Source organism: Sphingomonas sp. HF-S4 (assembly GCF_032911445.1).
Lineage (GTDB): Bacteria > Pseudomonadota > Alphaproteobacteria > Sphingomonadales > Sphingomonadaceae > Sphingomonas > Sphingomonas agrestis.
The window spans coordinates 2130274-2156317 of the sequence record NZ_JAWJEJ010000001.1 but is presented as its reverse complement, the minus strand read 5'-3'; the positions used below and the strand labels follow the sequence as shown (position 1 = coordinate 2156317).

The 26044-nt window shown below is 67.9% G+C and carries 31 protein-coding genes; 21 read left to right on the top strand and 10 right to left on the bottom strand.

The features are described from left to right. Nucleotides 1-3: 3 nt before the first annotated feature. Genes RZN05_RS09510 through RZN05_RS09460 form a run of 11 tightly spaced genes read left to right on the top strand, consistent with a single transcriptional unit; the run spans nucleotide 4 to nucleotide 10052 of the window. The gene (locus RZN05_RS09510; RefSeq protein WP_317226376.1) at nucleotides 4-1992 is read left to right on the top strand and encodes a flagellar biosynthesis protein FlhA; all 1989 of its coding nucleotides are present in this window, start codon (nucleotides 4-6) and stop codon (nucleotides 1990-1992) included. A gap of 14 nt (nucleotides 1993-2006) precedes the next feature. Beyond that, the gene (gene sctC, locus RZN05_RS09505; RefSeq protein ID WP_317226375.1) at nucleotides 2007-3863 is read left to right on the top strand and encodes a type III secretion system outer membrane ring subunit SctC; all 1857 of its coding nucleotides are present in this window, start codon (nucleotides 2007-2009) and stop codon (nucleotides 3861-3863) included. Further along, a complete protein-coding gene (locus RZN05_RS09500) occupies nucleotides 3860-4978 on the top strand; it encodes a SctD/MshK family protein (protein ID WP_317226374.1) in 1119 nt (372 codons plus the stop codon). The genes sctC and RZN05_RS09500 overlap by 4 nt, the downstream gene beginning before the upstream one ends. Nucleotides 4979-5006: 28 nt before the next feature. Continuing rightward, nucleotides 5007-5318 (top strand): hypothetical protein, encoded by a 312-nt coding sequence (locus tag RZN05_RS09495; protein ID WP_317226373.1) that lies wholly within the window; start codon nucleotides 5007-5009, stop codon nucleotides 5316-5318. 12 nt (nucleotides 5319-5330) lie between these two features. Further along, nucleotides 5331-5726 carry a hypothetical protein gene (locus RZN05_RS09490; RefSeq protein WP_317226372.1) on the top strand — a complete coding sequence of 132 codons (396 nt, stop codon included), beginning with the start codon at nucleotides 5331-5333 and terminating at the stop codon, nucleotides 5724-5726. Nucleotides 5727-5762: 36 nt separating this feature from the next. Continuing rightward, nucleotides 5763-6512 (top strand): type III secretion system inner membrane ring lipoprotein SctJ, encoded by a 750-nt coding sequence (gene sctJ / locus RZN05_RS09485; protein WP_317226371.1) that lies wholly within the window; start codon nucleotides 5763-5765, stop codon nucleotides 6510-6512. Continuing rightward, nucleotides 6509-7030, top strand: a complete 522-nt coding sequence (locus RZN05_RS09480; protein WP_317226370.1) for a hypothetical protein — start codon at nucleotides 6509-6511, stop codon at nucleotides 7028-7030. Before sctJ ends, RZN05_RS09480 begins: the two co-directional genes overlap by 4 nt. Continuing rightward, nucleotides 7027-7632 carry a FliH/SctL family protein gene (locus RZN05_RS09475; protein ID WP_317226369.1) on the top strand — a complete coding sequence of 202 codons (606 nt, stop codon included), beginning with the start codon at nucleotides 7027-7029 and terminating at the stop codon, nucleotides 7630-7632. The genes RZN05_RS09480 and RZN05_RS09475 overlap by 4 nt, the downstream gene beginning before the upstream one ends. Next, a complete protein-coding gene (locus RZN05_RS09470; RefSeq protein ID WP_317226368.1) occupies nucleotides 7625-8950 on the top strand; it encodes a FliI/YscN family ATPase in 1326 nt (441 codons plus the stop codon). Before RZN05_RS09475 ends, RZN05_RS09470 begins: the two co-directional genes overlap by 8 nt. Continuing rightward, nucleotides 8947-9405 carry a hypothetical protein gene (locus RZN05_RS09465; protein ID WP_317226367.1) on the top strand — a complete coding sequence of 153 codons (459 nt, stop codon included), beginning with the start codon at nucleotides 8947-8949 and terminating at the stop codon, nucleotides 9403-9405. The genes RZN05_RS09470 and RZN05_RS09465 overlap by 4 nt, the downstream gene beginning before the upstream one ends. Then, nucleotides 9405-10052 carry a hypothetical protein gene (locus RZN05_RS09460; protein ID WP_317226366.1) on the top strand — a complete coding sequence of 216 codons (648 nt, stop codon included), beginning with the start codon at nucleotides 9405-9407 and terminating at the stop codon, nucleotides 10050-10052. The genes RZN05_RS09465 and RZN05_RS09460 overlap by 1 nt, the downstream gene beginning before the upstream one ends. A 32-nt stretch (nucleotides 10053-10084) precedes the next feature. On the opposite strand, the gene RZN05_RS09455 is transcribed toward RZN05_RS09460, so the two are convergent. Together RZN05_RS09455 and RZN05_RS09450 are read right to left on the bottom strand one after the other, a co-directional pair. After that, nucleotides 10085-10960 (bottom strand): ankyrin repeat domain-containing protein, encoded by an 876-nt coding sequence (locus tag RZN05_RS09455; protein ID WP_317226365.1) that lies wholly within the window; start codon nucleotides 10958-10960, stop codon nucleotides 10085-10087. 41 nt (nucleotides 10961-11001) lie between these two features. Continuing rightward, entirely contained in the window at nucleotides 11002-12102 is a 1101-nt protein-coding gene (locus RZN05_RS09450; RefSeq protein WP_317226364.1) for a hypothetical protein, read from the bottom strand. A gap of 166 nt (nucleotides 12103-12268) precedes the next feature. Here RZN05_RS09450 and RZN05_RS09445 point away from each other — a divergent pair, with 166 nt between their 5' ends. The 4 genes from RZN05_RS09445 (at nucleotide 12269) to RZN05_RS09430 (ending at nucleotide 15224) form a co-directional block, all read left to right on the top strand. Continuing rightward, a complete protein-coding gene (locus RZN05_RS09445; RefSeq protein ID WP_317226363.1) occupies nucleotides 12269-13174 on the top strand; it encodes a C2 family cysteine protease in 906 nt (301 codons plus the stop codon). A gap of 83 nt (nucleotides 13175-13257) precedes the next feature. Beyond that, nucleotides 13258-13644 carry a hypothetical protein gene (locus tag RZN05_RS09440; RefSeq protein ID WP_317226362.1) on the top strand — a complete coding sequence of 129 codons (387 nt, stop codon included), beginning with the start codon at nucleotides 13258-13260 and terminating at the stop codon, nucleotides 13642-13644. A 504-nt stretch (nucleotides 13645-14148) separates the two neighbouring features. Next, the gene (locus tag RZN05_RS09435) at nucleotides 14149-14862 is read left to right on the top strand and encodes a hypothetical protein (RefSeq protein WP_317226361.1); all 714 of its coding nucleotides are present in this window, start codon (nucleotides 14149-14151) and stop codon (nucleotides 14860-14862) included. A gap of 5 nt (nucleotides 14863-14867) precedes the next feature. Further along, nucleotides 14868-15224, top strand: coding sequence for a hypothetical protein (locus RZN05_RS09430; protein ID WP_317226360.1), 357 nt, complete (start codon nucleotides 14868-14870; stop codon nucleotides 15222-15224). On the opposite strand, the gene RZN05_RS09425 is transcribed toward RZN05_RS09430, so the two are convergent. Together RZN05_RS09425 and RZN05_RS09420 are read right to left on the bottom strand one after the other, a co-directional pair. Then, the gene (locus RZN05_RS09425) at nucleotides 15208-15666 is read right to left on the bottom strand and encodes a YaiI/YqxD family protein (protein ID WP_317226359.1); all 459 of its coding nucleotides are present in this window, start codon (nucleotides 15664-15666) and stop codon (nucleotides 15208-15210) included. The genes RZN05_RS09430 and RZN05_RS09425 overlap by 17 nt on opposite strands. A 302-nt stretch (nucleotides 15667-15968) precedes the next feature. Further along, nucleotides 15969-17750 (bottom strand): DEAD/DEAH box helicase, encoded by a 1782-nt coding sequence (locus RZN05_RS09420; protein ID WP_317226358.1) that lies wholly within the window; start codon nucleotides 17748-17750, stop codon nucleotides 15969-15971. Nucleotides 17751-17885: 135 nt separating this feature from the next. Here RZN05_RS09420 and RZN05_RS09415 point away from each other — a divergent pair, with 135 nt between their 5' ends. Further along, complete coding sequence (locus RZN05_RS09415) at nucleotides 17886-18281, top strand: hypothetical protein (RefSeq protein WP_317226357.1); 396 nt, start codon at nucleotides 17886-17888, stop codon at nucleotides 18279-18281. A 32-nt stretch (nucleotides 18282-18313) separates the two neighbouring features. Here RZN05_RS09415 and RZN05_RS09410 read toward each other — a convergent pair whose 3' ends face one another. Together RZN05_RS09410 and RZN05_RS09405 are read right to left on the bottom strand one after the other, a co-directional pair. After that, the gene (locus RZN05_RS09410) at nucleotides 18314-19699 is read right to left on the bottom strand and encodes a methyl-accepting chemotaxis protein (RefSeq protein ID WP_317226356.1); all 1386 of its coding nucleotides are present in this window, start codon (nucleotides 19697-19699) and stop codon (nucleotides 18314-18316) included. 289 nt (nucleotides 19700-19988) lie between these two features. After that, nucleotides 19989-21149, bottom strand: a complete 1161-nt coding sequence (locus RZN05_RS09405) for a BaiN/RdsA family NAD(P)/FAD-dependent oxidoreductase (RefSeq protein WP_317226355.1) — start codon at nucleotides 21147-21149, stop codon at nucleotides 19989-19991. Nucleotides 21150-21323: 174 nt separating this feature from the next. Here RZN05_RS09405 and RZN05_RS09400 point away from each other — a divergent pair, with 174 nt between their 5' ends. From RZN05_RS09400 to RZN05_RS09390, 3 genes are read left to right on the top strand one after another with little or no spacing between them, the layout of a single operon-like run. Next, nucleotides 21324-21854: an RNA polymerase sigma factor gene (locus RZN05_RS09400; RefSeq protein ID WP_317226354.1), complete on the top strand. Its 531-nt coding sequence runs from the start codon at nucleotides 21324-21326 to the stop codon at nucleotides 21852-21854. Next, on the top strand, nucleotides 21851-22345 hold the full coding sequence (locus RZN05_RS09395; RefSeq protein WP_317226353.1) for a hypothetical protein: 495 nt from the start codon (nucleotides 21851-21853) through the stop codon (nucleotides 22343-22345). The genes RZN05_RS09400 and RZN05_RS09395 overlap by 4 nt, the downstream gene beginning before the upstream one ends. Next, a complete protein-coding gene (locus RZN05_RS09390; RefSeq protein ID WP_317226352.1) occupies nucleotides 22342-23787 on the top strand; it encodes an alpha/beta fold hydrolase in 1446 nt (481 codons plus the stop codon). The genes RZN05_RS09395 and RZN05_RS09390 overlap by 4 nt, the downstream gene beginning before the upstream one ends. Nucleotides 23788-23811: 24 nt before the next feature. Here the strand turns inward: RZN05_RS09390 and RZN05_RS09385 are convergent, their stop codons facing one another. After that, the gene (locus RZN05_RS09385; protein WP_317226351.1) at nucleotides 23812-23991 is read right to left on the bottom strand and encodes a hypothetical protein; all 180 of its coding nucleotides are present in this window, start codon (nucleotides 23989-23991) and stop codon (nucleotides 23812-23814) included. Between the two features lie 70 nt (nucleotides 23992-24061). Between RZN05_RS09385 and RZN05_RS09380 the strand changes: the two genes are divergently transcribed. Continuing rightward, nucleotides 24062-24478, top strand: a complete 417-nt coding sequence (locus tag RZN05_RS09380; protein ID WP_317226350.1) for a hypothetical protein — start codon at nucleotides 24062-24064, stop codon at nucleotides 24476-24478. A 79-nt stretch (nucleotides 24479-24557) separates the two neighbouring features. On the opposite strand, the gene RZN05_RS09375 is transcribed toward RZN05_RS09380, so the two are convergent. Together RZN05_RS09375 and RZN05_RS09370 are read right to left on the bottom strand one after the other, a co-directional pair. Next, on the bottom strand, nucleotides 24558-24815 hold the full coding sequence (locus tag RZN05_RS09375) for an SWIB/MDM2 domain-containing protein (RefSeq protein ID WP_317226349.1): 258 nt from the start codon (nucleotides 24813-24815) through the stop codon (nucleotides 24558-24560). Nucleotides 24816-24847: 32 nt separating this feature from the next. Continuing rightward, complete coding sequence (locus RZN05_RS09370; RefSeq protein ID WP_317226348.1) at nucleotides 24848-25054, bottom strand: hypervirulence associated TUDOR domain-containing protein; 207 nt, start codon at nucleotides 25052-25054, stop codon at nucleotides 24848-24850. 187 nt (nucleotides 25055-25241) lie between these two features. Here RZN05_RS09370 and RZN05_RS09365 point away from each other — a divergent pair, with 187 nt between their 5' ends. Further along, nucleotides 25242-25472 (top strand): hypothetical protein, encoded by a 231-nt coding sequence (locus RZN05_RS09365; protein WP_317226347.1) that lies wholly within the window; start codon nucleotides 25242-25244, stop codon nucleotides 25470-25472. A gap of 3 nt (nucleotides 25473-25475) precedes the next feature. Here the strand turns inward: RZN05_RS09365 and RZN05_RS09360 are convergent, their stop codons facing one another. Beyond that, nucleotides 25476-25874: a BLUF domain-containing protein gene (locus RZN05_RS09360; RefSeq protein ID WP_317226346.1), complete on the bottom strand. Its 399-nt coding sequence runs from the start codon at nucleotides 25872-25874 to the stop codon at nucleotides 25476-25478. Nucleotides 25875-26044 lie beyond the last annotated feature (170 nt).

The following is a 26044-nucleotide window of genomic DNA, read 5'->3' as shown; positions in this document are numbered from 1 at the left end:
GCCATGAGCGTCGAGCGGTATCTCGCCAGCAGCAACGCAGCCAAGCCGCAGCCGCTTTCGGCGCGGATCGCGGACCTGTTCCTGATCGTCGGCGTGATCGCGATCGTCGGGCTGATGATCCTGCCGCTGCCGACGCTGCTGATCGACATGCTGGTGGGCGTCAACATCACCTTCGGGGTGATGCTGCTGCTGACGACGCTCTACATCAGAGGGCCGCTCGACTTCTCGTCCTTCCCGTCGATCCTGCTGATCTCGACGCTGTTCCGGCTGGCGCTGTCGATCGCCACCACGCGCATGATCCTGGTCGAGGGGCATGCCGGCGACATCATCCACACCTTCGGCACGATGGTCGCGGGCGGCAACATCGTCGTCGGGCTGGTGGTGTTCCTGATCATCACGATCGTCCAGTTCATCGTCATCGCCAAGGGCGCCGAGCGCGTCGCCGAAGTCGCGGCGCGGTTCAGCCTCGATTCGATGCCCGGCAAGCAGCTGTCGATCGACAGCGATCTGCGCTCGGGGCTGATCGACAAGGACGAGGCGCGCCGCCGCCGCCGTACGCTCGAGCTCGAGAGCAAGCTCCACGGCAGCCTCGACGGCGCGATGAAGTTCGTGAAGGGCGATGCGATCGCCTCGGTCGTCATCGTCATCGTCAATTTGATCGGCGGCCTCGCCATCGGCGTGATGCAGCAGGGCATGGAGATCGGCGCCGCCACCTCCAAATATTCGATCCTGACGATCGGCGAGGGCCTGGTTGCGCAGATCCCGGCGCTGCTCGGCGCGATGGCGGCGGGCCTGATGGTCACCCGCTCGACCGACGAGGAGACCGATTCCAATCTCGGCCAGGCGATGCACCGCCAGCTCGTCGCCAATCCGCGCGTGCTGCTCGCGGTCGGCGGGATCTGCTTCCTGATGGCGCTGATCCCCGGCTTCCCCGCCGCGGTGTTCATCGTCCTGGGCTTCGTGTCGCTGTTCTCGGGCGCGGCGCTGCATCCGCGCCTCAAGCCGCATATGGTCCGCCATTCGGGTCCGATGCGGAAGCTGCTGACCGGCGGGCGCGAGGCGCCGCGCGCGGTGACGTTGCTCGCCGAGCCCGAAGCGCCCAAGGCCGTGGTGCCGCTGCTCCTCCAGCTCTCGGGCCCGCAGCCCAGCGTCGAGGACGAGGCCGAGCTGTCCAAGGGCCTCACCGCGATGCTCGAACGGCTGCAATATCGCAGCGGCGTGCCGCTTCCCAAGTTGGCGATCCATTTCCTCGCACCCGATGGTCCGCGTGCCTGGCGGCTGCTCGCGTTCGAGCTTTCGGTCGGCGCGGGCGAAGGCAGCGATGCCGAGACCGTGGTGGCCGCGGTGGAGGGGCTGATCCGCCGCAATCTGTCGCGCTTCCTTGGCGTGCAGGAAGCCGTCGGGCTGCTCAACCGCGTCGGCGACGACTATCCCGAGGTGGTCAAGGAAGCCGTACGCGCGGTTCCTGCTGCCCGCATCGCCGACGTTCTGCGCCGGCTTGCCGAGGAAGAAGTACCGCTGCGCAACATGCGTGACGTGCTCGAAGGGCTCACCGACGCTGCCAATCAGGAGCGCGAGGTCGCGCGGATCGCGGATCTGACCCGCATAGCGCTCAAGCGCTATCTGCTCGACACGGTGTCGCAGGGCGGCGGCATTCGCGCGCTGGTGGTGACGCCCGAGCTGGAGACTTTGGTGCGCGAGGCGACTCGTCTGGTCGACGGCGTCGAGCGGCTCGCGGTCAAGCCGGAGGTGGCGCGCGAGCTGGTCGCGACGATCGGGCGCACTGCAGGCGAGACCGGCGCCAACGCGCTGGTCACCTCGTTCGAGGTGCGCCGCGCGGTGCGGAAACTAATCGAGCCTGACCTGTTTGAGCTGCCGGTGCTCGCTTTCAACGAACTCTCGCCGACCACTTCGGTGGAAATGGTCGGCCAGATCGGACTCCCGCCAGGGGCTTTGGCGGAAGAGTCGCAGGCCGCGCTGGCGGCGGAATAACAACGGAGGGCTGATTGAAGCTGTACAAGAATCCGTCGATGCTGCTCGTGGCCATGGCCGCGCTGCCGGTGCCTTTCGCGGCACATGCGCAGACGCCGCCGCCGGCTGCGCAGAACGCGCAGATATCGATCGTCGCGCGCGACCAGCCGATCGCGGCGTTCCTGCGCGATCTGTTCGGCAAGGTCGGGCGCCCGGTGGTGCCCAGCGCCAAGCTGACGGGTACCGTCAACGGCGTGTTCCAGGGGAGCGTCGAGAAGATCTATGGCGACATCGCCAAGGCGTTCAGCCTGATCTCTTATTATGACGGCGCCGCCATCTATGTGTACGCGCCGACCGAGCTGGGCGTGCAGAACCTGCCGCTCGACCGCGCCTCGGCCGAGCGCGTGTCGCGCCAGGCGCGCGCGCAGCGGCTGCCCGACCGGCGCAACATGCTGCGCGTCACCACCGACGGCCTCGTCGTCAGCGGTACCCCGCGCTTCATCGAGCAGGTGACGACGATGGCGCGCGGCGAGGGCGGGCTGGCCGATGGCGCCCCGGCGGCACCCGGCGGCGCCTATCCCGGTGCCGGCGGCGGCCGGGGCGGCTATTATGATGCGCCGCGCGGGCCAGTGAGCCAGCCGATCGAATTCCGCGTCTTCTACCTGCGCTACGCCCGCGCCGAGGACACGTTGGTCACCGCCGGCGGCCGCGAGACGCGCGTGCCCGGCCTCGCCTCGATCCTTCAGAACCTCGTGCTCGACCAGAAGCCCGGCGGCAGCGCGATCGTCCCGTCGCTCGGCGCGCGGCTCGTCCGCCAGACCCAGCCGCGGCTGAAGGGGCAGGGGCTCGACTCGGTCGCCCCCGACGGATCGCAGGCCGGCGCCTATGCCGCGACCGACGTGCTCGGCGGCGGCGATGGCATGGGCCTCGCCGCGCCGCTCACCCAGGACGTCGTCCGCATCGAGCCGAGCGCGTACCTCAACGCGATCGTGGTGCGCGATGTCCCCGAACGCATGGCAGCGTACGATTCGCTGATCCGCGCGCTCGACGTCGAGCCGCAGATCGTCGAGATCGAGGCGACGATCATCGACATCAACGTCGACAAGCTCCAGCGCCTCGGGATCAACTGGCGCTTCGGCAGCGGCGGCTTCGGCGCGCTGTTCGGCAACGGCTCTGAGTCCGACACGCGGCTGTTCCCGATCCCGGGCTCCAGCCGGCGCAACAATGTCAGCAACATCACGCCCTCGGGCGCGGGCGGGACGATCTCCACGATCATCGGCAGCCAGCGCGAGTTCCTCGGCCGGATCACCGCGCTCGAGAACAAGGGCGCGGCGCGGATCGTCTCGCGGCCGCAGATCATGACGCTGTCCAATGTCGAGGCGGTGTTCGACCGGACGCGGACCTTCTACGTCAAGGTCGCGGGCCGCGAGGAAGTCGACCTGTTCAACGTCACCGCCGGCACGGTGATGCGCGTCAATCCGCACGTCTTCCGCGACCACGACCAGACTCGCATCCGCGTGCTGGTCAACATCGAGGACGGCAGCATCAGCCCCGATTCGATGGTCGAGAACATCCCCGTCGTCGATCGCGCCAGCGTCGCGACGCAGGGCATGGTGCTCGACGGCGAGAGCCTGCTGCTCGGCGGGATGACGATCGATGCCGAGACCAACGACGAGACCAAGGTGCCGCTGCTCGGCGACATCCCGCTGCTCGGCGAGCTGTTCAAGTTCCGCAACAAGTCGCGCGGGCATACCGAGCGGCTGTTCCTGATCACGCCGCGCCTCGTCCCGCTCGCCTCGCGCGCGGTGCCCGCCGCGGCGGCGCCGATGCCGGCTGGGGAGCAGTCCGCCAAGATCCCGGCCACGACCAGCGGGGAGGCTCCGGCCCAATGACCTCGCCTGCCGTTCTTCGCGTGCTCAACGGCCGGCTCGCCGGCACCGAGAAGCAATTGCCGACGAGCGGAACCGTGTCGATCGGCCATCAGTTCTGGCAGGATGTCGTCATCCGCGATCCTGCGACCAAAGGCATTGCCGTCGACCTGCTGGTCGATGGTGATGTCGGAGCGCAGATCACCGTGCTGACGGGGGAGGCGCTGCTGCTCGGCTCGCATGTGGGCGAAGGGCAGACCGCGATCCTCCCGGCGTATGTCCCCTTCTCGATCGGCGGGATCGCACTCGCTTGGGGCGACCCGGAGAGCGCGCGCTGGGCCGAGGCGAGCGGGATCGCCGGCAGCACGCCTGCACCGCCGCTGCCCCCGCCCTCGGCGCAGGACGAGGCGATGGCGCTGCTCGGCAAGGCCGGCGGTCATGTCAGCGGCTGGTTCACCCGGAAGCGCGCGATCGCGATCGGCGCGGTCGCCACGCTGGCAGCGGGCGCGGCGCTCGCGGTGCCGACGATGGACGCGCTCGGGCTGCGCGGCGACGAGGCGGCACGCGCCGAGCATGTCTTGAACGGCGCCGGGCTCTCGGCGCTGCGGACGATGCACGATCCGGCGAGCGGCGCGGTGATCGTCAGCGGTGTCGTCGCCAACGATGCCGAGCGTACCAAGGCACAGGAAGCGCTGCGCGACCGCGGCATTCACGCGACGGTCAACCTCCAGACCAGCGCCGAGCTCGCCCAGGCAGCCGCCGATGTCGCGCGGATCCACGGGCTCGAGGCGGTCGGCCGGCCGATCTCGCGCACCGGGGTCGAGCTCCGCGTCACCCGGATGACCGACGACCAGCGCGGCAAGCTCGCTTCGGCGATCCGCACCGACGTCAAGCAACTCGGCCGGCTCGTCTTCCGCGACGACCTCCCGCCGCGCGACGACACGCCGATCCGCACGATCGCCGATGCCACCAAAAAGGTCTCGACCGTCGTCGCGGGCGACCCGGCGTATATCCAGACCGTCGATGGCGCGCGCTATTTCTCGGGGGCGATCATGCCGAGCGGCCACCGCCTCATCACCATCCAGGGCGACACAGTGTTCTTCGAGAAGAACGGCCGCCAGACGCAATTGAAGTTCTGATCATCGTACGAGTGAAGGAGTAAGAGTCATGTCGAATTCGATCACCAACGGGCTGACCAACATCTCGATGTCGGCGCTGACCGGCAACCGGATGAACAAGGGCTCGGCGCCCGGCACCTGGTTCGAAGCGCTGGCCGACAGCTGGGGCAAGACGCTCGACAGCCAGGCGACCCGGATCGAGCAGATGTCCGACGCCGTCGGCAATGGCGGCAGCGACAATCCCTCGCAGATCACCAAGCTGACCGCCGAATCGATGCGGATGTCGTTCATGGCCAACAGCTCGTCGAGCTCGATCGACAGCGTCGGCAAGGCACTCGAGACGATGGCCCGCAAGAACTAAAGGGAGGCGATCATGTCGATCGAAGCAATTGCAGGGGCGATGGCGAGTTCCGCCTTCGCCCCCATGCCGGCCGACCTCGTTCAGGCTAGCCCGAATGCGTCGGTCTCTGACGTCACCAGCTTCCAGGGCTCGCTTTCGGCGATGAGCCCTGGCGGCGGCGTCGGCGCGGACGCGCTGGGGCCGGCGATGCAGGCGATGTTCAGCCAGATCGAACGCGTCAACGGCGAAGCCAAGAGCGTGTCCGAATATGCCAAGACCGCGCAGGCGAGCGGATCGGAAATGACCCCGGGCGAAGTGGTCGATCTGACCATGAAGTGCCATGAGTTCATGTTCCACTGCCAGCTGACCTCGAACATCGCCAACCGTACCTCGGACGGCATCCAGCAGCTGTTCCGCCAGCAATCGTGAGGCCCGCCCCGGCGGGTTCTCGCGTGGAGAACTGACATGGGCAAGTTTGCCCGCAATATGCGCCCGGCCCTGATCGGGCTCTGCCTGCTGCTCGCCGCGTGCGGCAAGGCGGAGCTCTATTCGAAGCTCACCGAGACCCAGGCCAACGAGATGATCGCGGTGCTTCAGAGCGCCGGGATCAGCGCGACCAAGAGCGAGGCCGGTGACAAGGGCTGGACGCTGCAGACCGAGAAGGGCGATTTCAGCCGTGCGGTCGAGGTGCTCCACAGCCAGGGCTATCCGCGCGAGGAATTCGCCTCGCTCGGCACGGTGTTCAAGCGCGAGGGGCTGGTCTCCTCGCCCACCGAAGAGAAGGCGCGGCTGGTCTATGGCATGAGCCAGGAGCTGTCGCACACCATCTCGGAGATCGACGGCGTCGTCCAGGCGCGCGTCCATCTGGTGATGCCCGACGACAAGCCGCTCTCCGAGACCGGCCAGCCCGCCTCGGCATCGGTGTTCATCAAGTACCGCCCCGGCGCCAATCTGGAGACTCAGGTCGGCAAGGTGAAGGCGCTGGTCGTCAATTCGGTCCAGGGGCTCAAATACGAGAATGTCTCGGTCGAGACCTTCCCCGCCCAGCCGCTGCCCACGGTGGCGCGCAAGGATGGTGGCGACGTGCTCAACGCGAACCTCGTCGGCATCGCGATCGCCGGCCTGCTCCTGCTGGTCGCCGCGCTCGGCTATCCCAGTCTCCGGCGCTGGCAGCAGCGGCGCAGCGCGGTTGCCCGGCGCGAGGGTGGCGCATGAGGGCGGCCGATCAGCGCGCGACGCTCGCGGCGATCGGCAACGATCTCGTCGCGGTCGAGGGCGGCCCGGGCTCGCGCCGTGCCGCATTGTTCCTGAAGCAGCTCAGTGGTTGCGAGGATCCCGCGGCGTGCTTCACCGATCTGCCCAGCGCGCCGGCCTGGCTGCGGTTGCCGGCGGCCGCGCAGCACAAGCTGGCGCTGCGCGTCGCTTTGCTGTGGATGGGCGATGCGCTGGGCGGATCGATCGACGGCGCCTGGCTCGGCAAGCTCGCCGAAGTCGCCGGCGAGGATCTGCTCGACTGGGCGATCGCCACGGTCCCCGAGATGCCGGCAGCGCCGTCGCGCCGGCTCGAGCCGGACGAATTGGAGATCTACGGCTTCTCGCTGCTGCGCGCGCAATTGCCGATGGCGCTGCGCGGCTATCTACCCTGGCGTGCCGACCATCTTGCACTTTCGTGCCCGAGTGAGGCGCTCGACGCGTTCATCGCCGCATCGGTCGATGCCGGGGGACGCGCATGACTTTCCTTGTCCTCCACGCCGATCGGCTCGCTACCGCGCTGACCGACGATCCGCTGGTCCCCGCGCGCGATGTCGGCCGTGTGCAGGATGCGCTTGCCTTGTTCGCCGAGGCGGGCAGCCTGCGCGGCGGCGCCGAGGAGGCGATCGAGGCGGCACGCGCCAAGGCCCAGGCCGAAGGGTTCGAAGCCGGCCGCGAGGCGGGACTCGCTGCGGCCGAGACCGAGCGCCAGGCCGAGCTGTTCCGGATCGCGATGCGCGACAGCGAATTGCAGCGCGAGCGCCAGAAGGACATCGCCCGGCTCGCGCTCGAAGTCGTGCGCCGCATCGCCGGCGATCTGGAGGGCACGATGGTCGCGGGACTCGCCGAGCGCGCCGCTGCGCAGCTCGCGCCGGACAGCGTTGCCGTGGTCCGCGTTGCCCCCGGCGCGGTCGACATGGTCCGCGCGCAACTTGGCGGGCGCACGGGGCTGAGCGTCGAGGCCGATCCGTCGCTCGGCGCACAGGATTGCGTGATCGAGACCGCGCTTGGCCGTACCCATGCCGGGCTCGATACCCAGCTTGCCCAGATCGAGCGGATGTGGGCCGAGACGCTGCATGGCTGATGGCCCGCTCACCACCGTCGACCAACTCCTCGCCGGGCTCCAGCGCAGCCCCACTGTCGAGCGGCGCGGGCGGCTGGTCGAGATATTGGGCACCACGCTCAAGGTGACCGGGATTGCCCCCCGGATCGGCGACTTCTGCGAAGTGATCGAGCCGTCGAGCGGGCGTGTCGTGCCCGTCGAAGTCGTCGGCATCGCGGGGCAGGCGACGATCCTGACGCCGCTTGGCGATGTCCGCGGGCTCTCGGTCGATGCCGAGGTAATCGTGCGCAGCGGCGAGGATTTGGTGCCCTGGGGCGAAGGGTTGCTCGGCCGTGTGCTCGACGGGCGCGGCCGGCCGATCGACGGCAAGGGCGATCTCGCCCCCGATCTCCAGCGCCGGCCGCTCCATGCGCCCGCGCCGCAGCCGATGGAGCGCGCGTTGATCGATGCGCCGCTGCCCACCGGCGTCCGCGCGATCGACACCTTGCTCACCCTCGGCCGCGGCCAGCGGCTCGGGGTGTTCGCTGCGGCGGGCGGCGGCAAGTCGACCCTGCTCGGTATGCTCGCGCGCTTCGCCAGCGCCGACGTCATCGTCATTGCGCTGATCGGCGAGCGCGGCCGCGAAGTGCGCGAATTCATCGAGGATGCGCTGGGCGAGGCCGGTCTTGCACGCGCCGTCATCGTCTGCGCCACCTCGGATCGTGCCGCGATGGAGCGCGTCCGCGCCGCGCATCATGCCACAGCAATCGCCGAGGGCTTCCGCAGCGAAGGCCGTAACGTGCTGCTGCTGATGGACTCGGTTACCCGCTTTGCCCGTGCGCTGCGCGAGATCGGGTTGGCGGCGGGCGAGCCCGCGGTGCGCCGCGGCTTCCCGCCCTCCGTGTTCGCCGAGCTGCCCCGGCTGTTCGAGCGCGCGGGTAACGACAGCGTCGGCTCGATCACCGGCATCTACACCGTGCTGGTCGAGGACGAGGAAGGCGACGATCCGATCGGCGAGGAAGTGCGCTCGATCCTCGACGGCCATGTCATCCTGTCGCGAAAGCTGGGTGCGGCGGGCCATTATCCGGCGATCGACGTGCTGGGCAGCCTCAGCCGGTTGTTCCCGAGGCTTGCCGATCCGGCGCATCGCGACGCGGCGACGCGGGTGCGCGCGCTGCTCGCCAAGCATGCCGAGATCGAGTTCCTCGTGCAGGTCGGCGAATATCGTGCGGGTGCCGATCCGCTGGCCGATCGCGCGATCGCGGCCAAGCCCGAGATCGATACGTTGCTCCGCCAGGACACCAACCGCTCCGAGGATTTCCAGACCTCGCTGATGCTGCTGCGCGGGGTCGCCGGATGACGGCTGCGCGCGATCAGCAGCGCCAGGCCAAGTCGCTGGTCCGGCTGCGCGCGGTGCGGATGCAGAGTGCCGCGGTCGCGCTGGCCGAGGCGCGCGCCGCCACCGCCGCCGCCGAGCGCGAGCGCGCCGATGCCGATGCCGCCGCCGAAGTCGCCGACAGCGCGATGGCGCAGGCGCATGCCGATCTCGCCACCGATCCGGCCGAGGCCGAGCGGCTGCTCGCGGTGGTCGATCGCAGCCATTTCCGCCGTTCGGTCGCCCGCAGCGCGCTCAACGACGCGCGCGAGGCCGAGCGGCTGTGCAGCGAGGCCGAGGCCGATCGGCGCAAGGCGATGATCGTCGCCCGGGCCCGCCACGATCGGCTTGCCGAACATGCCGGGCAGGCATTGCGGCGTTGGGAGCGCCGCCAGGAAGAGCGCATCGCGCTCGACACTCTCGAAGCAAGGAAGTCGTGATGACTCGCGTCAGTTCTTCGGAAGCCAAGCCGATCCGCCAGCTCGATCGCGCGCCGATTCAGGGCCGCAACCAGCCGGCGCCCGACGATGTCCGCGCGATGAAGGATGCGCTCGGCAAGGCACGCAGCCAGTTCCAGGTCAAGGAAGTGCCCGTGAAGGAGCAGGGCACGCAAGCGCCGAAGCTGGGCAAGGGGCTGGCCCAGGCCGATCGTCGCGGCGAAGTGCCGGTCCAGCAGCGCGAGGCAGCGGGCGATTTCCGCGAGGCGTCGCTGCGCCAGGAGCGCGAGGCGCGCGAGCGGCAGGATGGGTTGTTCGGCTTTGCCGGCAATGCCCAGCCCCAGGCAATGCCGATGCCGGCGATGCCCGCCGCGCATGTCGATCCCGGCGCCTTCGCGCAGATGCTCGCCGATCTGTGGACACGCGAGAACGGCAAGGGCACCAAGGAAGTCACCGTCACCTTCGGCGACAGCGCCTGGCCCGCTACCGGCGCGCGGCTGGTTCGAAACGCCGCGGGTGCGCTCGACGTATCGCTGCTGCTTGGCAACGGCGCGCCGCCGTACGATGGCACGATGCGCGAGTTGGAGGCGCAGCTGCGCGAGGCCGGCGTGGCGCTGGGCAGCCTGTCTACCGAGGCGGCGTTCGCTTAAGGCTCACAACCGCGGTTCGTTTCGAGCGAAGGTCAGTTCGCCCGCTGGGCATTCGCCTTGAGGATCGCCAGCACCTCGGCCGGCACCGGCTTCGCACCCGTCCCGGCAGGCGGCCATTGCCCCGCCGCCGCGGCGTTGCGCACTTCGCGAAACGAGGGAACGGGCTCCGGCCATCCCAGCTTCTTGAGCCGCGCTGCCAGCCGCTGCTGCGCCTGCGCTTCCTCGGCGGAGTCGGTAAGCATCTTGGTGGTGGCCGCGGTGCCCAAATTGGCGCCGCCGCTGTCGATCGCCCAGGGATCGGCGCCGCGGTCGAGCAGCAGCTCGACGATGCGGAAATGCTCCATGTCGAGCGCGGTGTGGAGCGGGCGGTTGCCCGTCGCTTCCATCACATCGGGATCGCCGCGGAAATCGAGCAGCATCCGCACCGCGCCCAGCGAATTGAGCGTGACGGCGGTCCGGAACGGCCCGCTCGGATTCCCCTTCGGATTCGGGCTGGCGCCTGCTTCGAGCAACAGATGCGCGAACTTCGGTTCGGTCGCCCGCAGGGCCAGCCGCAAGGGCAACCCCTTGTCCTCGACGCCGTCGAGCGGCGCGCCGCCCTTGACGACGAGATCGACCGCTTCGACTCTGCAACTCGCCAGCGCGACCGACAGCATATCGTATTGCGCGCCTACCCGACGCCGGGCGAGCCCTGGGTCGCCGCGAAGCAGATCGGCCGCCCTGGCGAGATCGCCGTCGAACAGCGCCTCGGCGAAATCGCGTGCTGCGGCGCCAAGGCGTTGATCGGTAAGCGTATTCTTTCGGGTGGGCAACTCGGTGCCAGGCACGAAGCATCCCGCCTGCGCGTCGCCTTCGCAACCTATCGCCATCACCGCCAATACCGGGCTGAAAAGGAGGAATTTCCGCACACGCCGCACCCTCGTCCAGTTACTGGCGGTGCGTCAACCGTTCAGCGCTCTGCCTGTGCCGCAGTGCCGGCGAGCACCCAGTCCATGCTGTGGCGGTCGATCGGGTTGATCGAGTCCCACCAATGCTTGCCCTCGGGCTGGACGTTGGGGAGGTCGTGCTGCGCGCCATAGGCTTCGGGCAGGTCGACCACCGCGCCGCCGATGATCCCGCCGCCGACGCCGCCGGTGACCAGGCTGCCTAGGCCCGCGCCGATCACGCGGTCGCCGCCTTCCTGGATCGACGTCAGGATCTCGCCGGGGACGCGGTAATTGTTGATCGACGACGTCCCGCGGCCCGCTGCCTCGGCGATGGCCTGCGCCTTTTCGATCGTGTTCTGGTGAAGCCCCGCGGCGTTGAACGTATCGGCCGGGCGACCCGAGGCGATCGCCGCCTCGGCCGCGAGCCCGCCGCCCAGCGAATGGCCGACCAGGGTGACATCGGCATCGGTGCGGGCGAGCTTCTTCCCGATCTCGAGCGCATTGGCATAATGGGTCGAATCGAGGCCGATGCCCTGCTGGGCGTTGCTCTTCCAGTCGTCGCCCGACTGGCTGCCGCGGAAGACGACGGTGTATTTCTCCTGCCCCGCTTCGCCGCTCACATACACCCGGGCCCTGAAGCTGCTTTCGCCGGGCTGCTCGAGCATCTCCTGGGTGAGGCCGAGCCTGGCGAGGTCGGCATCGCTCGCGGCGCGATAGCCCGCCGGCGGGCTCGGCACGTCGTTATAGACGTCCTTGGCGAGCAGCGCATTGGTGTGGACCTGGCCGAGATCGGGCGCATCGTTCGCGGCAAGGCGCGGCGCGGACGGGGCCGAGACGCCGGTGACGGCCGAGAGCGTCGCGAGATTCGTCGGCTGGGCCTCGGCGACGGTGCCGCTGCCCGCGACGAAGGGCGTGCCCTGGTCGTTCGCGGGACGCGGCTGGGTCAGGTCGGCGCCATCGGCTCGGGGGGATGAGGATACCGATGGCGCCGAATGCAGTGCCGCAGATACGCGCGGCGACTGCCAGTCCGAACGATATGCCTCTGCCTCGCGTGAGGCAGTGGAGGGGGGCGTCGACGGGGGAGTGGACGCCGTGGTGTTGGGGGCTGCTCTGTTTACTTGCATCGCGCGCCGTCCTTCGTTCGGATGCTGGTTAGATGCCGTTTGTGGGGCGTGGGCGCCATAATCGATCCGATTATCGCGCAGGCGCCGCGCCGCGCGCATATGTCGCGCAAATATTGGGAGAGTCGGCATGCTCGAGGCCGCTGCTAGTGTTGCGTCACGCTTCAACATGGATTCGCTGCTCGCGGGCAGCGCGGTATCGGTTCCGGGATTCCGGATCCCGATCGACGGCGGCGGGACGAGCATCAAGCCTGCCGAAGTCCGTTTCGACGCCGCCGATCTCTACGGCGCGCAGGGCCCGCAGGCGGCGGACATCCGCCAGGATGCGCTGGGCGACTGCTATTTCGTCGCCACGCTCGGCGCAGTGGCGCAGCAGCAGCCCGACGCGATCCGCAACATGATCCAGTTCAACCCGGCCACCGGCAACTTCACCGTCCAGCTCCACGACAGCAGCGGCAATCCCCAGACGGTGACGGTCACCCAGGCCGAGCTGGAGGACAATCTCGCGCGCTCGGGCGGCTCGACCGCCGACAATACCGGGCTCGACGGCCCGATCTGGCCCGCGGTCGCCGAGACCGCCTATGCCAAGATCCACGACAGCAACCCCGCCGACGGGCTGACCGAGGGCTACAACGCCATCGCGAACGGCGGCTGGCCGCAGGATGCGATGCAGGCGATCACCGGTGATCGCGGCGAGGAAATCCGCTATTCCGAAGGCTTCTTCGAGAGCGAGAATTCGGCGCTCGACCGGATGGCCGGGCAAGTCGATGCCGCGCTTGGCAACGATCGCCCCGTGACCTTGTGGACCGTGCCCGAGAATCGCAGCCTGTGGGACAAGATCCGCGGCAACGAAGGCACGCAGGACGGGCTGGTCGACAACCATGTCTACACCGTCGAGGGCATCTCCAAGAATGCCGATGGCGAATGGATGGTCACGGTGCGCAATCCGTGGAGCACCAACATGAATGTCGGCGAGGGGCAGGACACGTCGTCGCCGACGATGGAAGTGCCGCTGCGCACGCTGACCGACACCGGCGGCGCCGAGGCCTTCACCGTCGGCCCGGCACCGCGCTGAACTTCGTGCGTTCTGGGTTGAGCAACCCGCGATAAGCGGGCAAGCTTGGCAATGAAGGACAAACCTTGCTGAAAGCGGCGCTCTTGAGTCTGTTAGCCTTTCTCGGCCTCGTCCGCGGGCTCGACCTCGCGTCGCTGCCCGCGCCTGCCAATGCGCAGCAGGGGGCCGCCGTTGCCCAGCAGCACGCCCTCCACGCGCTGGTTGCCGACGTCTCGGGCGGCAAGGCAACGATCACCGGCGAGCGGCTGTTCACCGTCGACAAGAGCGTGCCCTGGGCTGCGATCGCCAAGCGGATCGACAACATCGCCCGCGAGCGTGGCGCTACCGCGGCGGCGCTTCCCGGTGCCGATCCGGGCAAGAAGCTGGCGCAGGCCTGGCGCGCCAAGGACGGCAGCGGCGTGATGGTCGCGATGGTGCCGTCAGCCAGCGGCGGGACGGTCGGCTATTTCGCGGTCAAGCTCGTAGATTAGGCGTCAGCTGGGGTGCGCAACCGCGCCTCGGGCCCTTGCGCGTTTTCCGCACGTCTATCGGTATTTGATCCGATAATCTCAAAGAGCACGCCAGCAATGCCCGCCCCGAGGCGAGCAGACGAAATCCTCCATTTGCAAGTGGATGCGCGTCGCGCCGGGTCGCCGCTTGAATATCCTTGACTTGTAGGATTGTTCTTGATCTGTTCCGGATGTGGAGGGCAGAGCATGCAAGGACCGGCCCTAGGTTTCGATAGCCCGACGCGATCCGCGTTTCGATTGTATCTGCGAACGGGCCGGAGGGCGCTGGCAGATGGCGTCGAAGTCAAATTCAATCCCTATCACGATCCGCGAAACGGACAGTTCACTTTTGCACCCGGAGGGCCAAGGTCGCTGACTGATGTCATCGTATCTCTTCGAGGCTATGCCGCGGTCCGGCCGGGTGGTCCGACGACAAGGGGCGCCGCCGGGAGAGGCGGGAGCAATAGTGAAGCTTTTCAGGATCCTATGACGCTTCACCGGGTATTTCCGACCTGGCGTGGCGCCGTAGGGGGCGCAGTTCTAGCTCCGTTCGACCATTTTTTCGGGCCAAAGCAGCCCGCCCATGATCTCACGGTTGCTTTAACGCAGAAGTTTGCTGCGACGATCATAGCGCAGACGAAAAGCATAGATCCTAAATATGTCGTGTATGAAAGTTTTCCGACCACCTTCGAAGGTCGGATGAACTATCTGGATGGCTTGCGGATGGACCGAGCGCGCGCATTTTATAACCTGCGCGGCGATCCCAGGCCGCTTCAAGTGGAAACGTTCCGATTTCTGCAGAGAAGGGTCGATGAGGCTTATAGGCAGGGTCTCAAAGCATTGAGAGAGGGGCGTCTGAGGGGAAGATTGTCGGATCAGGAGGCCTTGGGAAACTTCATAGATATTCAGGTTCGAAAACAGCTGCGGCAGCTTTACAGTTTCCCTGCGATCACCAGTAATCCGCGCCACCCCGTGCGGGTGGTTGGGCGAGAATATCAGACTGGTGAGTCGGATAGGACCTACACTATTCCCGATTCCCGTGTGGGGAACGTCGCGTTCGACGCAACGCTTGCTCGAAAGACATCTGGAATGAAGCAGATAAGAGGTTTCTTCGCCAGCGACTTTCAGCCTGACATAGTCATCATCGTACGGCCGACCGAGGCTGGTGGTTCCTACGCCATAACGCGTCCGCGGAGGTAGCAGCGATGCGACCTTACCAGCCTTATATTCCGCAGACCCCAGGTGAAATCCGAGACCAGATCGGCTCGATGATACTCAGCGCACCGAGGTTCATCGACAGCTCAGGTTATTTTCTGGGACAGAACATCGCTACCGAGTTTCACGCCCTCACCGAAGGCTTCGGCGTTATCCGCAAGAAGCTTGGTGAAGAGCGCTATGCGAAGCTCATTGCGTTGGCTGCGCACGCGAAGGCGCATTTCGGCGAGACCTCGGACGACGATCTCGACGGGATTCGGGCGGGGTGCGCGATGCTGTTCGAGATGGAGGATATCATCGACGAACTGCGACGCGGGAAGCAGGCGAGCGCTACCGACCCTGCTTAACTGCCACCACCGCCGCATCCAGCGCCTGCAAGAACCGCGACCTGTCCGCCGTCGCGAACGGCTTGGGCCCGCCCAGCTGGTCCCCGCCCGCGCGCAGGTCCGCCATAATTGCGCGGACGGCGATGGCGCTGCCGATCGAGCTGGTGGTGAAGGGCTTGCCGGTGGGGGAGAGGACGCGGGCGCCGGCCTTTAGCGCGCGGTCGGCGAGGAGGATGTCGGCGGTGATCACGATCGCACCGGGGGCGGACTGCTCGGCGATCCAGTCGTCGGCGGCGTCGAAGGCGTCGCTCACGACCTGGCGGGTGAGGAGCGGGTGCGCGGGAATGCGCAGGTGCTGGTTGCTCACCACCACCACCGGGACTTCGTGGCGCCAGGCGACCTTGTAGATCTCTTCCTTTACCGGGCAGGCGTCGGCGTCGACGAGGATGCGGGGGGTGGGCATGGGTTCTCCTTCGGGTCCGCGGGCGGGCTTCGGTGCCGTGCTCCTGCGAAGGCAGGAGCCCAGGGCCATACGCGAATTGCCCGGTGCCTCTGGGCTCCTGCTTTCGCAGGAGCACTGGAGGGGGCGGTACTTGGTCCTCCCCCGGAGGGCGAGGTGGCAGCCGCAGGCTGACGGAGGGGTATTCTCCGCGGGCGACGTCGCTTGTGGAGACCACCCCTCCACCGCTTCGCGGTCCCCCTCCCCCTCCGGGGGAGGAATTGGGAGGCTTTGTCCACGTTGAGAGGAGGCGCGCGGGCCGGCCTTCAGCGCTGCGGCGGGCCCTTGCGGTGGGGCTTGGCCTTGTAGGGGCCGGCCGGGCGGCTGGGGTCCTGGCGGCGGCGGGGGCGGTCGTCGCCGCCCTGCGGACGCGGGCCGCTGTGGTGCGAGGGGCGTCCGCCGCCGTGGCGCGGGGCGCCGCCGCCACCACCGCCGCCGTGCTGGGGCGGGCCGTCGCGCGAGGGCTCGATATTGACGTCCTCGTCGCCTTCGTGCGTGCGGGCGATCGCGGCGGCGAACTTGGATGCGATGGCGCTGGGGACCTGGAAGAAGGTCTCGTTGGGGCCGATGCGGATCGCGCCGATCTCGTTCTTGGTGATGTGGCCGCGGCGGCAGATCAGCGGCAGGATCCAGCGCGGATCGGCGTTCTGGCGGCGGCCGATATCCATGTGGAACCAGGCGATGTCGTCGAAGCCGGGGCGGTGGCGCTCCTGCTGCGCGGCGCGGCGGCCGTCGGGCGTCTGCTCGATCATCTCTTCGGGCTGCGGCATCGCGGCGCGATGGGCATGGACGAGCGCGGCGGCGATCTCCTGCGGCGTCTTCTCGGCGAGCAGGCGCTCGGCGAGGGCGGCGTCCTCTTCGTCGGTCTCGACGGGGGCGAGGAGGGCGGCGAGCAGGCGCTCGCGATCGTTGGCGCGGATCGCCTCGGGGGTCGGCGCCTCGATCCACTCGGCGTTGATCCGCGCGCCCTTGAGCATCATCTCGACGCGGCGGCGGCGCGGATAGGGGACCAGGAGGACGGCGGTGCCCTTCTTGCCGGCGCGGCCGGTGCGGCCCGAACGGTGCTGGAGCGCCTCGGCGTCGCGGGGCAGCTCGACATGGATGACGAGGCTGAGCGTGGGCAGATCGATGCCGCGCGCGGCGACGTCGGTGGCGACGCAGACGCGGGCACGGCGGTCGCGCAGCGCCTGGAGCGCGTGGTTGCGCTCGGACTGGCTATGCTCGCCCGAGAGCGCGACGGCGGAGAAGCCGCGCTCGACCAGGGTGGCGTGGAGATGGCGGACATTGTCGCGGGTGGCGCAGAACAGGATCGCGGTCTCGGCCTCGTGGAAGCGGAGCAGGTTGATCACCGCGTGCTCGGTGTCCGAGGGCGAGATGGTAACGGCCTGATAGGCGATGTCGCCATGGCCGCGATCCTCGCCGACGGTCGAGATGCGCAGCGCGTCGGTCTGGTAGCGGCGGGCGAGCGCGACGATCGGCTTGGGCATCGTCGCGGAGAAGAGGAGGGTGCGGCGCTCGTTGGGGGTGGCGTCGAGGATGTGCTCGAGATCGTCGCGGAAGCCCATGTCGAGCATCTCGTCGGCTTCGTCGAGCACCGCGGCGCGGAGTGCGGAGAGGTCGAGCGCGCCGCGTTCGAGATGGTCGCGCAGGCGGCCGGGGGTGCCGACGACGATGTGCGCGCCGTGGTTGAGCTGGCGGCGTTCCTTCGAGGCGTCCATGCCCCCGACGCAGGTGGCGATGCGCGCGCCGGTGGGGCCGTAGAGCCAGATCAGCTCGCGGCTGACCTGGAGCGCGAGTTCGCGGGTGGGGGCGATGATCAGGGCGAGCGGCTCGCGGCTGGGGACGACGCGGCCGTCCTCGCCGATCAGGTCGTCGGCCATGGCAAGGCCGAAGGCGACGGTCTTGCCCGAGCCGGTCTGCGCGGAGACGATGAGGTCGCGGCCCTTGGCTTCGTCCTGGATGACGGCGGCCTGGACAGGGGTGGGCGCGGAATATTCACGCGCGGCGAGCGCTTCGGCGAGAAGCGCGGGGAGGTTCTGGAATTCCATGGAGCCGGCCACATGGGCGCGCCGGGGCCCGAGGGCAAGTGAATTCGGGGCTGATTGCGGCAAGTACGGAGGCGGGCGGGTTAAGGCGCGGTTCAGTGGAGGCAAGGGAGGCTGGGGCGTTGCAGGGAGATGGGCATGCGCTGGCTTGCGATCGGAACAGGGGTTCTCGTGGTTTTTGCGGCGCCAGCGTCGGCGCAGATCTCCGGATCGATGCGCGGGCTTTCGGGCAGTCCGTCGTTCCGCGGGGACATCCTCGCCGATGTGCCGGGGGATGCCGCGCGGACCCAGCGGGTGGCGATCGGGCGCGAGCTAGGCGGGCTGCGCGACGATATCCACGATGCGCGCGAGGCGGGGCAGCTCAGCCGGCGCGAGGCGCGGGCGCTGCGACGCGAAGGCTTGCGGATCGAGGCAGTGAGCTCGCGATATGCGCGCGGCGGCTATTCGGATGCCGAGACGGCGATGCTGCGCGGGCGGACCGAGGCGCTGCGCAGCGCGATCGCGGCGAAGCGGACGCAGGGATTGGGCCGATAGGAGGCGCCGCGGGGTGCGGCGCCTCCTGAGGGTCAGAACGACGCCCAGTCGTCGCCGGCGGGGCTGCGCCTGAGGGCGGAGACCGCGGCGGCGGGGAGCGGCTTGACCGGGCCATCGAAGCGCGCCTTGGCGCGGGAGGACCGCGGCGCGGTGCCGTTGCCGACATCGAACCGGGCAGCCTGATCGGCGAGCGCGGCGACTTCGCCCGAGAGGTTGCGCGCGGCAGCCGAGGTTTCCTCGACCATCGCGGCGTTCTGCTGGGTCGACTGGTCCATCGTGCCGATTGCGACGCTGATCTCGGTGATCGCGGTCGACTGCGCCTGGTTGTCGGCCGCCATCTGCCCGAGCAGGCCATGGACCTCGCCGACGTCGCCGGCGATATCGGCGAGCGCGTGATCGACCTTCTGGACCATCTCTACCGCCGCGACGATGTCGGTCTGGGTGGCGGTCAGCTGGTCGCGGGCGCGGGCGGCTTCTTCTTCCGAGCGCATCGCAAGCGCGGAGACCAAGTCGGCGACGACCGCGAAGCCGCGGCCCGCTTCACCCGCCCGGCCGGCTTCGACTGCCGCGTTCATCGCGAGGACGCGGGTCTGGAAGGCGATCTTGTCGAGGCCCTCGATGACGCTGTCGATGCCCTTGGCGCCGTCGGCGACGCGGCTCATCGCCTGCACCGCGTCGTCGGCGACCGCGCGGCCGCCCGAGACCGTGGCGATGGCATCATCGGCGCGCTCGACGGTGCGGCCGGCCGAGGCGGCAGTGGCCTTGAGGCGGCCGTCCATCTGGGTCACCGCTGCCGACGTCTCCTCGAGGCTCGCGGCATTGGCTTCGGTGCGGCGGGCAAGGTCTTCCGACGCTTGGGCGATCTCGCCCGAGCCGGTCTGGATCGACGCAGCGCTTTCCATAACCGAGCCGATCAGCGTGCGAAGCGAGGCAAGTGCTTCGTTGAAGTTGGTGCGCAGCTCGGCATAGCTGGCGGGGAAGTCGTTGCCGATCTCGGCGGTAAGGTCCCCATGGGTCATGCGCTCGAGGCTGGTGCCCAGGCGGCTGACCGCGACCTGTTGTTCGGCGGACAGGCGGTTCTGCTCGACCGCGGCGTCGCGGAAGGCGAGCATCGCCTGGGTCATCCGGCCGACGCAATCCTTATAGTCGGTGAATTCGATCGGCGTGGTCAGGTCGCCCGCGGCAAGACCTTCCATGCGCACCACGGTCGACACATAGGGATCGGCGATCGCGGCGCTGTAGCGCACCAGCTGGATCGCCGAGCCGACGATGATCAGCGCGACGAGCGGGGCCGCAACGAGGGTGGGGGCGAACAGCGCGACGAGCGCGATCGCGACCATCGCGGCGAGGATTGCGTTGCGCGCCACCTGCAGCTTGAGGCGAATGGGCGCGGTGGCCCTGAACCAATCGATGTTCAAAATGCGTCCTCCTTGGATTGGCTCCGGCGGAGGTTCGACCCGAGGAGCCGGCTCCAGCACTTTACGTGCGCGGAACCTTTGATCCTTTGTAGAGGACATGCGGCGGAAACATTCGATGCCGCAAAAAAATCAATAAGGGTTTTTACGAGTGGGAATCCTGCGGGGCGCGAAGACGCTAGGGAAAGCGCGGCAGAGCGTGCTTTATGAAACATTATGCCGGCAGGACGACCGATCAAATTCATGTTGCTGAAGCGTTGCCGGACGGTAAATCAAATGTTTCCTTCTGATTTCAAAGAACCTGTGCGGCTGCCCAGCCGCTGGCCCAGGCCCATTGGAAGTTATAGCCGCCGAGCCAGCCGGTGACGTCGACCGCCTCGCCGATCGCGTAGAGGCCGGGCACCTTCCGGGCCGCCATCGTCTGCGAGGAGAGATCGGCGGTGCTGATCCCGCCGATCGTGACTTCGGCCTTGGCGAAACCTTCGGTGCCGTTCGGGAGGAAGGTCCAGCCGGCGAGGCGGCGTGCGGCCTCGTGGAGCTTGCGATCGGCAAGGTTGGCGATGTCGCCGGGGAGGGCAAGCTGCTCGGCGAGCGTTTCGGCAAGGCGATCGGGCAGCGCTTCACCGAGCAACTTGCGCAGCGTGGTGCGCGGGCGGGCGCGCTTGGCCTCGATGAGCCAGGCAGGGTTTCGGCCGGGAAGGAAGTCGATCGCGATCGGTTCGCCGTGGCGCCAATAGCTCGACACCTGGAGAATCGCGGGGCCCGAGAGGCCGCGATGGGTGAACAGCGCCGCTTCGGGGAAGGCGGCCTTGCCAGCACGCGCGACCACGTCGGTCGATACGCCTGAGAGTTCGCGGAACAGCGCCTGGTCGGGGGGCAAGGTGAGCGGGACGAGCGCGGGGCGGGGCTCCACCACCTTCAATCCGAAGCGGCGGGCGAGGTCATAGGCGAAGCTGGTGGCGCCCATCTTGGGGATCGACGGCCCGCCGGTGGCGATGACCAGAGCGGGGGCCGTGTCGTCGCCGACCCGATACACGCCATCGGCATGATCGATCGCGCCGATGCTGTGGCCGGTGCCGATCGTCACCTCGCCGCGTGCGCACTCGTCGAGCAGCATGTCGACGATCTGGCGCGCCGAGCCGTCGCAGAACAGCTGGCCCAGCGTCTTTTCGTGCCAGGCTATGCCGTGGCGCTCGACGAGGTCGAGAAAGTCCTGCGCAGTGTAGCGGCCGAGCGCCGACTTGGCGAAATGCGGGTTGGCCGAAAGGTAGCGATCGGGCGCGGTGTGAATATTGGTGAAATTGCACCGCCCGCCGCCGGAGATGAGGATCTTCTTGCCGACCCGATCGGCGTGATCGAGCAGCAGCACGCGCCGCCCGCGTTGCCCGGCGACAGCGGCACACATCAGGCCGGCGGCGCCTGCGCCGAGGATGATCGCGTCGTACTGAGGCATGCTGGCGCGTTAGCCGCGGGGGCGGGGTTCGTCACCCCTTGGTGAATTTCGGCTTCTCTCCGGGACTGCAGCCGGCTGACATGTGGCGGCTGCCGTGAACCTTTCGGGCAGGCCCGCGACTACAGAAGGGAAAGGACGGGCGAACCAATGCCGCAAACAGGCGCGAGCGAAGAAATGCAGATCGAGGACGCGTTGCTCGTCGTTCGCTGCCAATTGGGCGAGCGCGACGCGTTCGAAGCGCTGATCGTGCGATGGGCGGGCCCGGTCGCCGGCTATGCCCGCCGAGTTAGCGAGGATTCCGAGGCGGCGGCGGAGCTTTCGCAGGAAATCTGGGTCCGGGTGTTGCGGGGCATCGACCGACTGAAAGAGCCTCGATGTTTTCGCGCGTGGCTTTTCGGTATCGCGCACCGCGCCTCCATCGATGCGCTGCGGCGCCGATACAAGGCGCCGTCACCGGTCCACGATCTCGACCTGCCGGAGGAGGACGAATCCTTCGACGAACAGGACGATATCGAACGCATGGAGGCGGGGCTTGAACGGCTCCCGCCTGTCGAGCGCGAAATACTGACGCTCTTCTACCTGCACGAACTGACGATCGAGGAAACCGCGGCGGCGCTGGCGGTCCCCGCCGGTACCGTCAAATCGCGTCTGCATCGTGCGCGGCGGTTGCTGCGCCGTGAACTGGAAATGGGAGACACGCTGTGAACGCTACTCGAGATGCCGATCATGCCGAGATCGTACGCCGGATCGCGGCGGCGCAGCTGTCGCTATGGCCGCGCATCGCTCACGGAGCCCTGCTGGCGGCGGCGCTTGCCATGACGATCGTCCTGGTCTCGCTATGGCTAACCGAGCCCGACTTGCCGTTGCGCACGCGCACCGCTTTCGCCGTGCTCGCGGCAATCGGCGGCCTGTGGTCGGGATATGCGGCCTGGGTGCTCACCGCGCGCCGGGTGCTGTTCGCTCGCCAGCGGGTCGTCGCCGGCTGGCTGGCACTGGCATTCACGACGATCTTCACGACCGGTGCGTTCGCAATCGCCGCAGTGACCCAGTCCCCTGCGGGGTGGGCTGCCGGCAGCTTGGGGCTAGGGCTGATCGGGGTCTCCACGCTCGTGCTTCTGCAATCCAGGGCACGCCTCGCGGATTTGATGAATAACAAGCGCATGCTCGAGGCCCTGCGTGCCGGAGCTGTTCGATGACGGCGCGGACACTGGCGAAAGCCGTATGCGCAATCCTCGCGATACTGGCTGCCGGCCCCATCAAGGCGCAGAGCACTGACCCGGTCCTCGAGCAGATCCAGGCGCGACCCCGGGCCGCTCCCGATGGGCGGACGATGGAAATCACCACGGGGTTCGTCAGCGTTCCGGAGCGCCGTGCAGATGCCGCGCCGCGACCCCGGCAGATCCGTCTGGCGGTGGTCCGGATTCGCTGGGCAGGGGCGGGGCAGGGGGTGGCCAACATGCTGCTAGCGGGCGGCCCGGGCGATTCCGGCACGCGATTATTGTCGGGCTTGCCTGCGGCGCGTGCCGCTGCGTTGCTGGATCTGATGGGCGGAGACGTGGTCAGCTTCGATCAGCGCGGCACCGGCCGATCGCAGCCCAACCTCGCATTGCCGGACCCCATCATGCTGCCGTTTGAGGTAGCTGGCTCGATCGAGGCATGGCTGCCGCCGATCGAGGCTGCCGCGCGCCGCGCGAGACGGCTTTTTGTCGATAGCGGCGTCAACCTTGCGGCATATAACAGTATCGAGAGCGCTGACGATGTCGATGCTGTCCGGCGCGCGCTGGGCTATGCCAGGATCAGCCTGTGGGGCCGAAGCTATGGCTCGCACCTCGCACTCGCGACGGTGCGGCGCCATCCGGAAGGCATCGCGCGGCTGATCCTGGTTGGTCCAGAGGGGCCCGACCATACGCTTAAGCTCCCGTCTCAGACCGATGCGGTAATCCGCCGCATCGGCGAACGCGCAAGCGCTCCCGAATTGCCCGACGTCATGCGGACCGTCCTCGATCGCCTCCGTCGCCGCCCGGTCCTGCTGACGGTGGCGCAGCCAAACGGGGCGGAGCAGCGCATCACGGTCGGCGCGTTCGACTTGCAACGGCTGACTGCGCAAGCGCTCGGCGACCCTCGGGCATTGGCCACGCTGCCGATAGCGTACCGCGAAATGGCCGCCGGTGATTTCAGCCGGGTCGGCCCGCTCCTCCTTTCGTCGCGTACGTGGCGTCTCGGATCGGCGATGAAGCAAATGATGGATGTCGCATCCTATGCCAGTCCGTCCCGCGTAGAGCGTATCCGACGCGAAGCAAAAGCGGCACTTCTGGGCAGTGCGATGAATTTTCCAACCATGGAATTGCATACCGCCTGGCCCGACGCCGACCTTGGCGCCGACTATCGCATGCCGGTACGCAGCGATGTGCCCGCGCTCATCCTAGTGGGCGACCTGGATGCGCGCACGCCCGTAGAGAATGCACGCGAAATTGCGCTCGGCCTGCCGAATGCGAAGGTTGTGGTTATCGAGAACGGAGCGCACCAGTTCGACATGTTCGGCGAAACCGCGATCCAGCCAGTGCTACGCGCCTTCCTCGGCAACCGGCCAGTGACGGTCGAAAGCATTCGCCTGCCGGCTATCCCGTTCCAGCGATGAACCTGTCTGGAGCGCGCAACCCGCTCAGCGCAGCTTGGCGATGCTCAGCCCGTCGGCCTTGGCGCGTTCCTTGACCGATTCCTCACTGCGGGTGAGCGCCTTGGCGATCGCCTTCAGTGCCATGCCCTTCTTGGCGAGGGTATGCAGCTTCTGGACTTCGTCGGTGCGCCAGGGCTGGCGGTGGCGTTCGAAACGCTCGGACATGGGGATCTCCTGTTCAGCCATGCGCAATGCCAGTTGCGCGAGGCTGTGACCAGACAGGGGAGACGCACCGATGCAAATGCTGCTTGCCGTTGCGCTGATCGCGCAGGCTGCCGATCCGATCTGCGCCGACATCGCGCGGCTGGCCGAGGGCGCGCGCGAGGAAGTGCCGTTCGCCAGCCTGAGTGCTGCAAAGTTCGCGCCGGGGCTGCTCGGTCCGGCGGGCTGCAACGGCTATCCGCGGGTCTATCTCTGCAAGCGCAGCCTGTTGCCCAGCGAGATCACCGAGGCGGGCGTCGCCGCGCAGATCGCCGCGTGCCTGCCCGACGCCAAGATTTCTGTGGAAAAGCGCGACCGCTGGGCGCCGGAGAAGACGATCGTGCGGGGATCGGGGCTCGCCTTCACGCTCGACGAGTCGGGGACTGATCGCTCGCATGTGGGGCGGACGCTGTTCATCACCATCCGATCGGTGGGCGATCCGGGCGACTGAAACGCGAACGGGGCGCGCCTCTTTAGAGACCCGCCCCGCTGCTGTTCGTACGGTGCGCCGGCGGGTGCCGGCAGCGACCTTACTTGACGTGCTTGGAGATGTGCTTGTTCATCTCGAACATCGTCACCTTGTCCGCGCCGAAGATCGGCTTCAGCTTCGCGTCCGCCAGAATTTCCCGCTTGTTTTCAGGGTTCTGGAGGTTGTTCTTCTTGATGTATTCCCACATCTTGCTGACGATCTCGCTGCGGGGCAGGTCGGCGGTGCCGACGATCGCGGCCAGCTCCGGCGAAGGCGTTACCGGCTTGGCGATGCCACCGCGTGCTTTAGTCTCGGCCATTCTGTCTTCTCCTGTTCGCACCCGTTTCCGGGCTATTCCCTCGTCAGCGCCGCCGGCTTGTGCGAAGCCTTCCCGCCGTTGTCGCTCTCGACGATGTACTGTGGTTCGTGCTCGGATGCACGGACCTGATGCCCTTTGATCGTGGTATCGCGCGTCTGTCTAGAGAGCACTTTGCCATGCGCAGTGCCGCCGTGCGATTTCCAGGTGACCCGATCGCCGCGTTTCAGCCCTTGCGCCATGCAATTTCTCCTTGGTTTGCAAGGTGTAAGCGCGGCTGGACGCGGATGGTTGCCCCTGCGCAACACTTCGTCGTGTTCGTGCGCCGCCTCGGCGGAAAGCGCGGCATAGCGCCTCCGCGCGCCGGCTTTTGCCGTGCGGCGGGGAGGGCGGCGTGCTATCGCACTCCCTCTTCGTGGGAGGGAAACGATGCGGTTGCTGCTGTTGGTCGGGGTAGTGGGCTTGAGCGGATGCGGCGGTGGCGGCACCACGGGCACCAATTATTCGGACGCCCCCCCGATGGCCGAGATCGTCGCCACGCCCAGCCCCAAGGCGAGCGAGACCCCGGAGCCCGAGGCGACCCCCGAGGCTGCGAACGACAGCGCGCCCGTCGAGGAGAATGTCGCCGACGCCGTCGTGAGCGACAACGCGGACGAATAGGCGTCAGGCCGCGCGACGTACCTTGGCGAAGCCCTCGAACGTGGCGCGGACGTCGGCGGCGGCATCGGCGGCGAGTTCGCCGATGCGCGCGATGAAGCGTTCGGCATCGGTGCCGGCGGTGCGGTGCGCCATCGACCACTCGCCGAACTCGCGCGCCTCGATCGTGCGGCGCGAGAGCAGGACGATCGCGCGGTGGCGCGGGTCCCGGCGGATGCGCTCGAACGCCGCCTCGACCTGCTCGGCCGGTCCCTCCAGCGCCTGGAGGAAGCGGGCGCTGTCTGAATAGAGCAGGCCGGTGATGCCGTCGCGGGCGTTGTTGGCGCGCGATGCGGCGAGGATCGCGGCCGCATCGATCGGCCCGGCATTGGGGCTGACGCTGCTGACATAGACGAGCTGAAGCATGCCAAATCCTTGGGTGTGCGCGCAGTGGCATCGGCTATGCCGATCAAATATGAGGATTTTCTTGATGTGGTGGACAAGCCCCGTAGGCCGCGCCATTATCGCGCCGTGACCGACGCGCTGTGCCTTCTGCGACTTATCCGCCCTTAGGGGCCGATCGCGTCACGCGCACG